The following is a 13,585-nucleotide window of genomic DNA, read 5'->3' on the forward strand; positions in this document are numbered from 1 at the left end:
TTTTTTTGAATTTAACCCACATGATGTGAGTATGGAATTTATTATTTACGATATTATAATATCATGAAACTAATATTTTTGATAGTTATTTATGGTAGCCCTAAATTTGAGCTCTTGCTTTGACGTTAATACTTAAGTCAGAATCCTTATAGCCATTAGCATATCTATAGGCACCAGCAAGGGCTATCATAGCACCATTATCTGTGCAATATTTCATTGGAGGGAAAAATATCTCATAACCCTTATTCTTGGATAGTATATCCAACTTAGAACGTAGCAATTTATTTGCACTAACACCACCAGAAATCACTAATCTTCTATTTTTTGTTTGCTTCAAAGCCTTGCTACATTTTGATACTAAGACATCTACAGCTGCATCTTGAAAAGCATAACAAAGATTTGCCTTATTTTCTTGAGATTTATCCTCTTCTGAATACCAAGTATTTAGCACCGCAGTCTTTAAACCACTAAAACTAAAATCTAAGTTAGGCTTGTTTTTCATTGGCCTAGGTAAATCATACCTATTTTTATCTGCAGCTTTATCAGCAAGATTAGCCACTTCGACTCCACCAGGGTATGGCATTCCTAAAAGTTTGGCAGTTTTATCGAATGCCTCCCCGGCAGCATCATCAATAGACTCACCCAGCAGAGAATAGTTACCAAAACCTCTGACTTCAAATAACTGTGTATGACCTCCAGACACTAATAGTGCTACAAATGGGTACTCTATAACACTATTTTGATCTAGAAGAGGAGATAGTAGGTGTCCCTCGAGATGATGCACAGCAACAGTATCAATATTATGAATCATCCCTAAAGTTTTAGCAAAAGTTGCCCCCACCATCAAAGCGCCGACCAGTCCCGGCATTGCTGTATATGCAATGCAACCTATTTGATCAAAGCTTAAATCAGCCTCTTCGAGGACTTGTTTAGTCAACACATTAAGCTTAGCTATATGCTCTCGAGATGCAAGTTCTGGAACGACACCACCATACTTCTTGTGCAATTCAATTTGACTATATAAAGTATCTGCAATAATAGTCTTAGACTTATAGTCATAAACAGATACGCCAGTTTCATCACAAGAGCTTTCTATACCGAGAACAAGCATTACTTCTTAGCAGTCCCTGCACCACCATTAGTTTTTGTAATCTGAATAAACTTGGTTATAAAAGAACCAACAACTAAGCCGATAACAAAAGCTATAGACAAAAGTACCATTAGGGGCAATGTTGTACTACCAAATATATAATCAAAGCTAACATTATCAGTATTTAATATAGACAAAAACACAATTACAATAATTGCCAAACCAAACAATATTTGCCAAAATAACTTTTTAACTGTACTAAACATAAATTACATTCTTAAAAAAATATATTGACAATATTATAGTTAATTTTTTTGAAATTATAAAACTTAATTTGATAGATAAATTAGAAAAACTATTTAATATCACATATATAAGATATGTGATATGGATTTATTGAAAATTATTAGAAGTCTAAAGATTCCAAGGCGTTTCTCAATGACTCTTCAATATCTTCATTGATATCCTTGTCTTCTTTTTCAATTTGATTCTCAAACGAAGAAGACTCTTCAGTGTCAAATGATGATGCATCTGTAAACAGTGTATTATCTTCGACACCAAGCTCTTCTCTCATCTTCTCAATCTTATTAGACTCTTTTCTAACTGCTAAGCCAGTACCCGTCGGAATCAACCTACCAATAAGAACATTTTCTTTAAGTCCTCTTAATTGATCGACTTGAGAATGTATTGAAGCCTCTGTTAATACTCTAGTCGTTTCTTGGAATGATGCAGCAGACAAGAACGACTCTGTAGATAAAGATGATCGAGTAATACCCATTAAAGTAAGTTCATACTCAACCAATGATTTATCCTCTTTAGATAATCTGTCATTTTCTTCAAGTATTCTTACTAGTTCAATACTTTCATTTTTGACAAACTTACTATCACCTTCCTCAAGTATTGTCGCTTTTCTTAACATTTGTCTGACAATAGTCTCAATATGTTTATCATTAATTACAACACCTTGCATACGATATACAGACTGAGCCTCAATTAAGATATAATCAGCAAACGCCTCAAGCCCCTTATACTTTAGAAGGTCATGTGGATCAGTAGGTCCATCCGCCAGAACATCACCTTTTGATACTGGTTCACCATCAAAAACAACCAAATGTCTAGACTTAGGTAACAGTATTTCTTCTGTAATATGACCATTCTTATCTAAGATTTCAATTCTTTGCTTCTCTTTAGTATCTCTATTACCCAATCTAACCACACCATCACAAGGTGATAATATAGCAGCATCTTTTGGACGTCTAGCTTCGAAAAGTTCAGCAACACGCGGAAGACCACCTGTAATATCCTTGTTCTTAGACCCTTCTAAAGGAATCTTAGCAACCACATCACCAACCTCTAGAACCGAATCATCAGCAACATTCAATACAGCACCTACAGCTAATGAAATTGATTTAAGCTCATTACCTTTTTCATCAACAATCTTAACAACAGGTTTTAAGTTCTTAGATGTTGTTCTTTGAGATATTGAAGTTATCTCAATAGTTTGCTGACCTGTTAGATCATCATACGTATGCTTTGATGTGATACCATCAATAACATCCTCTAAAACTACTTTACCAGCAACATCTGTAATCAATGGTTGAGCATGCGGATCCCAAGTAGCAATAACATCGCCAATCTCAACACCCTTGCCACTTGCTAAAGGAACAACCGCACCCATAGGGATTTTATGTTGCTCTCTAACACGGCCCATAGTATCAGAAACTATAATTTCACCAGCTCTTGATATAACTATATTTTGGCCATCTTTATTTGTAACTGTTCTGATGTTTTTGAACTTAATCTTACCAGCAGTTTTAACTTTGATATCAGATACTGTAATACCCAATGATGCTGCACCACCAGTATGGAACGTTCTCATCGTAAGCTGTGTACCTGGCTCACCAATTGACTGAGCAGCAATTACACCGACAGATTCACCGACATTCACCTTTCTCTCACGAGCAAGATCACGACCATAACATTTAGCACATAAGCCTCTACGAGTTTTACATGTAATTGGAGATCTAACCTTGATCATGTCAATACCATTATCATCAAGTATCTCAACAAGATTTTCATCCAGTAGAGTACCCGCTTCTAATAGCACTACTCCTTTTTCAGTCACAACATCAGCAGCCAATGTTCTACCTAAAGCTCTCTCTACTAAAGGAACTTTAACTTCACCATCTTCAACGATAGCTGAAAACATTAAACCATCATCAGTACCACAATCTTCTTCGATAACAACTAAATCTTGAGCAACATCCACAAGTCTACGAGTTAAGTAACCAGCGTTAGCCGTCTTCAATGCTGTATCGGCCAAACCTTTACGAGCACCGTGGGTAGATGTAAAGTACTGCAATACTGACAAACCTTCTCTAAAGTTCGCCGTAATAGCAGTTTCAATCATCGTTCCATCTGGCTTAGCCATTAGACCACGCATACCTGCAAGCTGTCTCATCTGGTTATAAGAACCCCTTGCACCTGATTTTGCCATCATATATACAGAGTTAAACGATTCAATTTCTTTATTCTCACCATTCACCATTACAGTATCTTTAGATATAGCATCCATCATTGAAGCACCAACCTCATCAGAAGTTTTGCTCCAAATATTAATGATATTGTTGTATCTCTCATTTTCTGTAATTAATGATGACTGATATTGCTCTGTAATATGCTTAATTTCTTTTTCTGCTTCTTCTACTTTAGCTTCTTTAGTTTCAGGTATTGTCATATCATCAACACCTACAGAAACACCTGATAATGTTGAGTATTTGAAACCTGCATACATTAGTTTATCAGCTAAAACCACAGTTGCTTTGCCACCTAGCACTCTAAATGCCTGGTTAATGATTTTAGAAATTTCTTTCTTGACAAGCACTTTATTTAATAGCGAGAATGATAATCCTTCAGGTAATATATTAAGAAGTAATGCTCTACCAACAGTAGTATTCACAACTCCTTTCTCGTTATAAGTATTACCTTTAGTATCAAAAACTTGTCTATCTATTCTAAGCTTGATTTTAGCATGGATATCTATAGTGCCAGAGTTATATGCTCTACTAACGTCATCATAGTTTGAGAATAATTTACCTTCACCTTGAGCGCCCTCTTTCTCTCTAGTGATATAGTACAAACCTAGTACAATATCTTGAGTAGGAGTAATGATTGGCTGACCAGATGCTGGAGATAAGATGTTGTTTGTAGACATCATTAATACTCTAGCTTCTAATTGAGACTCTACAGTTAATGGTACGTGTACAGCCATTTGGTCGCCATCAAAATCAGCGTTAAATGCTGCACAAACCAAAGGATGTAGCTGTATCGCTTTACCTTCGATTAGCTTAGGTTCAAATGCCTGAATACCAAGTCTATGAAGTGTTGGAGCACGGTTAAGTAATACAGGATGCTCATTAATAACAACTTCTAAAATATCCCATACAACAGCTTCTTCAAGCTCAACCATTCTCTTAGCTTGTTTGATGGTTGTTGCGTAACCACCTAACCTTAACTTAGAGTATACAAAAGGCTTAAATAGCTCTAATGCCATCTTCTTAGGTAAACCACACTCATGCAATCTTAGAGATGGACCAACCGTAATTACAGAACGACCAGAATAGTCTACACGTTTACCAAGTAAGTTCTGACGGAAACGTCCTTGCTTACCTTTTATCATATCAGCAAGAGACTTAAGTGGACGTTTATTTGAACCTGTTACAGCCCTACCACGTCTACCGTTATCTAGTAACGCATCTACAGCTTCCTGTAACATTCTCTTTTCATTTCTAACAATAATATCTGGAGCATTTAAATCCAATAGTTTTTTAAGTCTATTGTTTCTATTAATTACTCTACGATACAAATCATTAAGATCAGAAGTTGCAAATCTACCACCTTCAATTGGAACTAATGGTCTTAAATCTGGCGGTAAAACTGGTAATACAGTCATTACCATCCACTCAGGTTTATTTCCAGATGCTTGGAAAGTTTCAAGAAGTCTCAATCTCTTGATTGCTTTTTCTCTTTTGGCTGTAGACTTACTTTCTTCATATTCAGCTTGTAAAGACTCTATTTCAGTTTCAAGATCCGTATCTGCTAATAAATCTCTGATAGCCTCTGCACCCATAGATGCTTCAAACTCATAACCATAGTTCTCTAAAGCTTCTGCGTACTCATCATCCGTAAGAAGCTGCTTCTTCTCTAACGGAGTCATACCGGGATCTGTAACTATATAAGACTCGAAATATAAAACTTTCTCAACATTCTTCAATGGCATATCAAGGAATAAGCCAATTCTAGAAGGTAAAGATTTCAAATACCAAATATGTACTACAGGACATACCAAATCTATATGTCCCATTCTTTCTCTACGGACAGAAGCTTTTTCTACCTCAACACCACAACGCTCACATACTACGCCTCGGTGCTTAAGTCTCTTATACTTACCGCATAGACACTCATAATCTTTAATTGGGCCGAAGATTTTTGCACAGAATAATCCATCTCTTTCAGGCTTAAATGTTCTATAATTTATAGTTTCTGGTTTTTTAACTTCACCGTGAGACCATGAACGAATGACCTCAGGAGATGCTAAAGATATTTTAATAATATCAAACTTTTTACTATTGTAATTTTGATGTAGGATACCGTTATTCACAGGTAATTCTCCTATACTTTTATTTTAAATAACAAAAAATAAGTAGCTTTAAATTAAGATGCTTATTCTTCCTCAGATGAATAGTCAAAATCCATGTCTATACCCAACGCTCTAACTTCATTTCTTAAAACATTGAATGACTCTGGAACATCTACATTCATAGTTAACTTACCATCAACTATGTTCTTATACATCTTAGATCTACCAGCTATATCATCCGATTTAACCGTTAACATTTCTCTTAATGTATAAGCAGCACCATATGCTTGTAATGCCCAAACTTCCATCTCACCAAATCTTTGACCACCAAATTGCGCTTTACCACCTAGTGGTTGCTGCGTAACTAGGCTATAAGATCCAGTTGATCTAGCATGCATTTTATCATCTACCAAATGGTCTAGTTTAAGCATATACATGTATCCAACCGTTACATTCCTATCAAATGCTTTACCAGTACGACCATCAAATAGTTTCATCTGACCATTTGCCGCAAAACCACCTATTTTAAGTAATGATTTAATATCTTCTTCTTTTGCACCATCGAATACAGGAGTTGCAATCGGCACCCCTCCTTTTAGATTTTCACAAAGATTAAGTACTTCTTCATCACTTAAAGTTTTAAGATTAACTTTTTTATCGCCCACACTATTATAGACTTCTTCTAAAGTTTTTCTTAACTCAGCTGCTTTTCTTGTCTTTTCAAGTGTTTGCTCTACCCTCTTACCTAAACCATAAGATGCTAGACCTAAATGCGCTTCAAGAATCTGTCCTATATTCATACGCGACGGTATACCTAAAGGATTCAAACAAACATCTACCGGAGTACCATCTTCCATATACGGCATATCTTCAATAGGAAGTACTCTTGAAACCACACCCTTGTTACCGTGACGTCCAGCCATTTTATCACCAGGTTGAATACGCTTCTTAATAGCAACAAAAACTTTAACAGTCTTAAGCACACCAGGAGATAGCTCATTACTTTGAGTGATTGATTTCTTCTTAGTTTCGAATCTGGCGTCTACAGCTATCTTAGCTTCTTCATAGTATTCTCTAGCATTCTGTACTTTTTGCTCAAGTTTTTCATCTTCAAAAGATATTTCCAACCACTTAGCAAAAGGTAGCTTTTCTAAGAACTCTTTTGTAAGAACAGCTCCTTTCTTAAGACCTTTTGCCTTTTGAATCTTAGCGCCTATAACATCTGCTTCAATTGATGATTTAACTACAGATTCTATTACAGCAAATTCCTCATCAAAATCCTTGCGCGCCTTGTCAATTAACTCTTTCTCAATTTTAAGGGCTCTTTTGCTTTTACCGCCTTTATCATTTTCGAAGACTTGAACATTGATTACAGTACCAGAAGTACCACTTGGCATTCTTAATGAACTATCAGCAACATTTGAAGCTTTTTCATTAAAGATAGCTCTTAGAAGTCTTTCTTCTGGAGTTAATTGTTGCTCAGCCTTAGGTGTAATCTTAGCAACTAAGATATCACCCGCTTCAACATTAGCACCAATATGAACAATACCTGACTCATCAAGCTTAGCAAGACTTGATTCACTCACATTTGGAATATCTGCTGTTACTTCTTCTGGACCTAATTTAGTATCACGAGCCACACAAGTAAATTCTTCGATATGGATACTAGTATACTTATCATCTTTTACTATTCTTTCAGAAAGTAAAATTGAATCCTCAAAGTTGTAACCATTCCACGGCATGAATGCAACCATAAGATTATGACCAAGCGACAACTCGCCAAAATCTGTTGCAAAACCATCTGCTAGAATATCTCCTGCTTCAACTTTATCACCAACATTAACTATTGGACGCTGATTAATACAAGTATTTTTGTTTGAGCGTTTGAACTTTGTCAAACTATAAATATCAACTAACTTACTTGTTTGTGATTTTTCAGTATCAACTTTAATAACTATTCTATTAGAATCTACTTCAGCTATCTCTCCAGCATTTCTTGCAACAATACAGTTACCTGAATCTCTAGCGACTATCTTCTCCATACCTGTACCCACTAAAGGTTTTTCAGATTTTAGAGTTGGTACAGCTTGGCGTTGCATGTTTGCACCCATCAATACCCTGTTAGCATCATCATGTTCCAAAAATGGTATCAATGCCGCCGCCGCCGAAACCATCTGCTTGGCAGAAACATCCATATACTGAACCCTACTTGACTCAGTAAATATAGCTTCACCACCAGAACGACACTGAATAAGATCTTCTACAAAGTGGTTATTTTTATCAAGCTTAGTCGATGCCTGCGCAATTACATAATGATCTTCATCTATAGCTGACAAATACTCAATTTCATTAGTTACTTTACCATTTACGACTTTTCTATATGGTGCTTCTAAGAAGCCATAATCATTAACTCTTGCATAGCTTGCCAATGAGTTAATAAGACCAATATTTGGACCTTCGGGAGTCTCAATAGGACATAGTCTACCATAGTGAGTTGCGTGAACGTCACGAACTTCGAAGCCTGCTCTGTCACGGGATAAACCACCTGGACCTAGTGCAGAGATTCTTCTCTTGTGAGTTACTTCAGATAGAGGGTTATCCTGATCCATAAACTGCGATAAAGCACCTGATGTAAAGAATTCTTTAATTGCTGCTGTAATAGGCTTAGAATTCACGATATCTTTAGGCATAAGCTTATCTTTATGAACTAACGACATACTTTCACGAATACCTTTCTCGACACGGTAAAGACCTATTCTAAATTGGTTCTCAACCATTTCACCAACAGAACGCACACGTCTATTCCCTAAGTGATCAATGTCGTCAACCTTTCCTTTACCATCACGAATATTAATAAGCTCTTCTATAACCCCTACAATATCACTATTCTCCAGAGTATAAATATCTCCGGATACTTTATCAGAACCTAATCTTGCATTCAGCTTCATCCTACCGATATCAGATAAGCTATATCTACTCTCGATGAAGAACAGTCCTTCAAAAAGAGCTTTCACAGAAGCTGCTGCTGGAGGATCACCTGGTCTAAGAACTTTATATATTTCTACAAGTGCTTCATCTGTATTTTTAGTAAGATCGTATTTAAGAGTATCTGATATATATCTACCTCTTTCAGTAGTTATAAAATCAATAACTTCTAATTCAAGCATGCCAACTTCTACACACGCTTCTAATAAACTTTCTGTAACATCGTCATTAGCGTAAGCTATAACTTCACCTGTTACCTCATTAACAATGTCTTTTGCTACTCTAAGAGTACTAACCAAATCAAAATCAATTGCTACAGAGTCAACGCCTGCGTCTTTGATTTTCTTGATATCTCTAGATGTTAATTTCTTATTTTTCTTGACTATTGTCTTATCATTTTCATCAACAATATCAAATTTAAGCACTTCACCTTTCATTCCTGATAAATTATCAAGCTTAAGTGCAAAACCTTTATTATCAAAACTAATTGTCTTACTATCAGAGAAATTACTTAGTATCTCCTCTTGTGTATATCCAAGAGCTTTTAAAATCACTGTAGCGCAAAACTTTCTCTTTCTATCAATTCTAGCCCATACAATACCTTTGGAGTCAAACTCAAAGTCAAGCCATGAACCTCTGTATGGGATAATGCGCGCCGAAAACGCTCCATCTTCTGAATCATCCTTGCTAAAGAATACACCAGGAGATCTATGTAATTGTGAAACAACAACTCTTTCAGTACCGTTAATTATAAAAGTACCGTTAATTGTCATAAGAGGAATATCTCCCATGTAGACATATTCTTCTCTAATATCTTCTACAACCTTTTCGTTAGGAAGAGCTTCTTTATTATATACAACCAACCTTAACTTTACATTTAATGGCGCATCATATGTAGCACCGCGGACTTGACACTCTGTTTCATCAAAAGTAGGTTCCCCAATTTGATAATCAACATAATGAAGTTCATATTGACCATTTTTACTTTCGACAGGAAAAGATTGCTTTAACACTAATTCAAGACCAGAGTGAAGTCTACCTTTTGCATCATCTGCATTTAAAAATTTCTTATAAGACTCTGTTTGAACGGAAAGTAAATATGGCACATCTAAGATATGAGGAAGAACCCCAAACTCTTTGCGAATTCTTTTTTTCTCAGCGTATGAGTAAGACATCAAAAACATCCCTAAGATTTTGTTTACACAAAATAAAAAGCAAATATGATTATATTTGCACCAATATCTATGTATCTTTCAATACTAGAAAGACTAGAGGCCAAAACTGACCACTAGTCGTAAATTTCTAAAAACTATAGTTTAGAATTTTATTATTTAAGCTCAACTTTAGCGCCAGCTTCTTCAAGTTGCTTTTTAAGAGCTTCTGCTTCATCTTTAGATGCAGCTTCTTTAACTGTGAAAGGAGTACCTTCTACAGCTTCTTTAGCTTCTTTAAGACCAAGGCCAGTTGCGCCTCTTACTGCTTTAATAGCAGCAATTTTGTTTGAACCAGCTTCAACTAAAACAACGTCAAATTCAGTTTTCTCTTCAGCAGCAGCAGCTTCGCCACCAGCAGCAGGGCCAGCAACAGCAACAGCAGCAGCAGCAGATACACCAAATTTTTCTTCCATCATTTTAACTAGATCACATACATCCATTACACTCATTTCAGCAACAGCATTTAGGATATCTTCTTTTGTTATAGACATTTTTATAACTCCTATTTATTTAACAATTAATTCTTTTTCAGCTTTTTCATAAGCCAGTGCAATTATTTACTATCTCCAACAGCAGCAAATACTCGTACCGCTTGAGACGGAATCTCATTAAGAGTACGAACAAACTTAGTAACTGGTGCTTGCATAACATTAAGTAATGTAGCAAGTGCCTCTTCCCTAGTAGGAAGCTTAGCAAAGTCATCTAACTTTTCAGGACCAAACAGTTCACCAGACATAGCTAAATTCTTAACTTCAAAAGCATTGTGCTCTTTTTGGAAGTTCTTGAATAGCTTAGCTGCTGCACCTGGCTCATCCTTAGAAAGAGCAAGAACAAGAGGACCTTTAAGAGCATCACCAAGACACTCAAAATCAGTTCCTTTAATTGCTAAACGTGCTAAGTTGTTACGCACAACTCTTAAATAAACTCCAGACTCACGAGCCTGCTTTCTTAATGAAGTCATTTCATTAACCGTCAAGCCACGGTAATCTGCAACTGCTGCAGACAATGCTGTAGAGACATTTTCAGCAACTTCAGCGACAATTGCTTTTTTGTCTTCTATTCTAAGTGCCATATCGACTCCTTATTTTATTGTCTACACTTTATTTAATTAACACGATATTTAGACCGAAAAGGTTGTCAACATCGTCTGCGTAGGATAAATTATTAAGCCAAGCAAGCTCAGCTCCTACGGTCTTTGATCGTTGTATTTTCATACAACCCAAAGAAATTGCAAAGCAGTATATTATATATTTAAATCCGAAAAGTCAACACTTATTCCTGGACCCATTGTACTAGATACAGAAACTTTCTTCAGATAAATACCCTTTGATACTGCTGGTTTTGCTTTTTTAAGATCAGCTAAAAGCTGCTCTAAGTTTTGTGTTAAAGCATCAGTAGTAAAGTTTACTTTCCCAATCGTAGTATGAATTATACCAGCTTTATCAACTCTATATCTAACCTGACCTGCTTTAGCATCTGTTACAGCTTTGGCAACATCCATAGTTACAGTACCAACCTTAGGGTTAGGCATAAGTCCTTTTGGACCAAGTATTTGACCTAACTGACCCACAACTCTCATAGAATCAGGAGAAGCAATAACAACATCAAAGTCCATATTACCTTTTTTAACTTCATCAGCCAAATCTTCCATACCAACAATATCAGCGCCAGCAGCTTTCGCAGCATCTGCCGCAGGACCTTTAGCAAAAACCGCTACTCTCACAGTTTTACCAGTACCATTAGGAAGAACTGAAGCACCTCTGACAACCTGATCAGATTTACGAGGATCCACCCCTAAAGCCACAGAAACATCAACTGACTCAACAAACTTAACAGAAGAAACATCTCTTAAGATATCAAAAGCCTCTGATACAGGATATTTTTTCTCAGCGTCGACTTTAGCCGAGATCTCTTTCATTCTTTTTGAAATTTTAGCCATTATTCAACCCCTTCTACTTTTACACCCATACTACGTGCAGAACCTGCAATAATTCTTACAGCAGCATCAACATCTGCAGCTGTTAAATCAGGATCCTTAACCTTAGCAATTTCTTCTAACTGCTCACGAGTAATAGTACCAATAAAATCTTTTGAAGGGTTTGATGAACCAGACTTAACTTTAATAGCTTTCTTGATCAGATAAGAAGCTGGTGGCGTCTTCATCTCAAATGTAAAGCTACGATCACTATATACAGATATTTCTACAGGTATTGGCATACCAGGTTCCATACCTTGTGTCTTAGCATTAAACTCTTTACAAAAACCCATAATATTAACACCATGCTGACCCAACGCAGGACCAATTGGTGGACTAGGGTTTGCCTTGCCAGCTGCAACTTGCAACTTAATAATAGCTTCTATTTTTTTCTTAGCCATTTTTATTCTCCAAATTTAGGTTAATAGCACTTATATGAAAATATAAGCTCCCTATCATCTTAGTAAATACCACTAAGACTCTTTTTCAACTTGTGAAAACTCAAGCTCAACAGGAGTAGATCTACCAAAAATAGATACCGCAACCCTCAATCTTGACTTTTCATAGTTAACTTCTTCAATAACACCCGTAAAGTCATTAAACGGTCCTTCTAAAACCCTAACAACCTCACCAACATGGTACGTTTTTCTCAATCTTGGCTCAACTGCAGAAGCATTTCCTTCCACAAAACCTAGTATTCTTTCAACCTCAGGCTTACTAAGAGGAATAGGCTTCCCTCTTGAACCAACAACTGTTAAAACTCTAGGAACTGCTTTAATAACATCCCAAGCTTCTGTTGTCAAATTAGCTTCAATCAAAACATATCCGGGAAAATATTTTCTTTCACTTTTACGTTTCTGCCCGCCTCTCATCTCAACAACATTTTCAGTCGGCACAAGTATTCTACCAAAATTCTCTTTCAAGCCTGCTATTTCTATATTTTCTTCTAGCTGAGTTTTAACTCTTTTTTCATAACCTGAGTGCACCTGCACAACATACCAAAGCATACCAATATCCTTTTATTAACCCAGAAAATACTGAATAAAATTCTCAAATATAACACCAAATAAAGATATAATTAGTGCAAAAATTATAACTACAACTATAACCATAGCTGATATTGTCATAGTTTCTTTTCGCGTAGGCCATACGACTTTCGCTAACTCAAGCTTAGATGCTTGGAAAAAAGCCCAGAAACGACGACCCTGATTTGTAAATCTTGCGACCACTAATGCAGCCAGAACCACCACTACAGCTAAAGAAGTGTTATACGAACTGTAGCTTGAACCTAAAACATCAGAATACATAGTAACAGCAACACCAGCAACTACTATCGCTACAGCCACCAACCACAACAACGCACTACTAGACTTAGAAATCTTCTTAACTTCTGTGGTCTTCGTGGCACCACTTATCCAAACCTTATTATTAAAACCTTGATTCTTTTTCACAAGACATCCTTTTTCTTAAAAAGAGTATTTTTAATTAGAGAGATTATAAACGTAGGCAATAAAATACCATAGCAAACAGACAATATCAAGAAATAAAAAAGGCGGAGTTGCAATTTATACAACACCGCCTTAATTATGTGGCAGGCCAGGAGGGACTCGAACCCCCAACTTGCGGTTTTGGAGACCGCTGCTCTACCAATTGAACTACTGACCTATATTTTTGTTAAATTA

At 36.3% G+C, this 13,585-nt stretch carries 10 protein-coding genes and 1 tRNA gene; all 11 read right to left on the bottom strand.

The genetic code is table 11. The features are described 5' to 3' along the window. Positions 1 to 100 precede the first annotated feature (100 nt). The gene (gene tsaD, locus FQ699_RS01625) at positions 101 to 1,111 is read right to left on the bottom strand and encodes a tRNA (adenosine(37)-N6)-threonylcarbamoyltransferase complex transferase subunit TsaD (RefSeq protein ID WP_146420846.1); all 1,011 of its coding nucleotides are present in this window, start codon (positions 1,109 to 1,111) and stop codon (positions 101 to 103) included. After that, positions 1,111 to 1,356, bottom strand: coding sequence for a lipopolysaccharide assembly protein LapA domain-containing protein (locus FQ699_RS01630; RefSeq protein ID WP_013922415.1), 246 nt, complete (start codon positions 1,354 to 1,356; stop codon positions 1,111 to 1,113). Before FQ699_RS01630 ends, tsaD begins: the two co-directional genes overlap by 1 nt. A 140-nt stretch (positions 1,357 to 1,496) precedes the next feature. After that, positions 1,497 to 5,750: a DNA-directed RNA polymerase subunit beta' gene (gene rpoC / locus FQ699_RS01635; protein ID WP_146420847.1), complete on the bottom strand. Its 4,254-nt coding sequence runs from the start codon at positions 5,748 to 5,750 to the stop codon at positions 1,497 to 1,499. Positions 5,751 to 5,812: 62 nt separating this feature from the next. Further along, complete coding sequence (gene rpoB / locus FQ699_RS01640; protein WP_146420848.1) at positions 5,813 to 9,889, bottom strand: DNA-directed RNA polymerase subunit beta; 4,077 nt, start codon at positions 9,887 to 9,889, stop codon at positions 5,813 to 5,815. A 152-nt stretch (positions 9,890 to 10,041) separates the two neighbouring features. Continuing rightward, positions 10,042 to 10,419, bottom strand: coding sequence for a 50S ribosomal protein L7/L12 (gene rplL, locus FQ699_RS01645; protein WP_013922412.1), 378 nt, complete (start codon positions 10,417 to 10,419; stop codon positions 10,042 to 10,044). Between the two features lie 62 nt (positions 10,420 to 10,481). Then, positions 10,482 to 11,000 (bottom strand): 50S ribosomal protein L10, encoded by a 519-nt coding sequence (gene rplJ, locus FQ699_RS01650; protein WP_013922411.1) that lies wholly within the window; start codon positions 10,998 to 11,000, stop codon positions 10,482 to 10,484. Between the two features lie 171 nt (positions 11,001 to 11,171). Then, positions 11,172 to 11,867, bottom strand: a complete 696-nt coding sequence (rplA, locus tag FQ699_RS01655; protein WP_013922410.1) for a 50S ribosomal protein L1 — start codon at positions 11,865 to 11,867, stop codon at positions 11,172 to 11,174. After that, complete coding sequence (gene rplK, locus FQ699_RS01660) at positions 11,867 to 12,304, bottom strand: 50S ribosomal protein L11 (protein WP_013922409.1); 438 nt, start codon at positions 12,302 to 12,304, stop codon at positions 11,867 to 11,869. Before rplK ends, rplA begins: the two co-directional genes overlap by 1 nt. 72 nt (positions 12,305 to 12,376) lie before the next feature. Further along, complete coding sequence (gene nusG / locus FQ699_RS01665; RefSeq protein ID WP_146420849.1) at positions 12,377 to 12,910, bottom strand: transcription termination/antitermination protein NusG; 534 nt, start codon at positions 12,908 to 12,910, stop codon at positions 12,377 to 12,379. Between the two features lie 15 nt (positions 12,911 to 12,925). Further along, entirely contained in the window at positions 12,926 to 13,354 is a 429-nt protein-coding gene (secE, locus tag FQ699_RS01670) for a preprotein translocase subunit SecE (RefSeq protein WP_146420850.1), read from the bottom strand. Positions 13,355 to 13,492: 138 nt separating this feature from the next. Next, positions 13,493 to 13,568, bottom strand: a tRNA-Trp gene (locus tag FQ699_RS01675). Between the last annotated feature and the right edge of the window lie 17 nt (positions 13,569 to 13,585).

Origin of the sequence: Francisella salimarina (assembly GCF_007923265.1) — a bacterium.
GTDB lineage: Bacteria > Pseudomonadota > Gammaproteobacteria > Francisellales > Francisellaceae > Francisella > Francisella salimarina.

Bases quoted from the DNA above. Each gene is read 5' to 3' on its own strand.
- rplK (WP_013922409.1), bottom strand. From the start codon at position 12,304: ATGGCTAAGAAAAAAATAGAAGCTATTATTAAGTTGCAAGTTGCAGCT.
- FQ699_RS01630 (WP_013922415.1), bottom strand. From the start codon at position 1,356: ATGTTTAGTACAGTTAAAAAGTTATTTTGGCAAATATTGTTTGGTTTG.
- rplL (WP_013922412.1), bottom strand. From the start codon at position 10,419: ATGTCTATAACAAAAGAAGATATCCTAAATGCTGTTGCTGAAATGAGT.
- tsaD (WP_146420846.1), bottom strand. From the start codon at position 1,111: ATGCTTGTTCTCGGTATAGAAAGCTCTTGTGATGAAACTGGCGTATCT.
- rplJ (WP_013922411.1), bottom strand. From the start codon at position 11,000: ATGGCACTTAGAATAGAAGACAAAAAAGCAATTGTCGCTGAAGTTGCT.
- rpoB (WP_146420848.1), bottom strand. From the start codon at position 9,889: ATGTCTTACTCATACGCTGAGAAAAAAAGAATTCGCAAAGAGTTTGGG.
- rplA (WP_013922410.1), bottom strand. From the start codon at position 11,867: ATGGCTAAAATTTCAAAAAGAATGAAAGAGATCTCGGCTAAAGTCGAC.
- nusG (WP_146420849.1), bottom strand. From the start codon at position 12,910: ATGCTTTGGTATGTTGTGCAGGTGCACTCAGGTTATGAAAAAAGAGTT.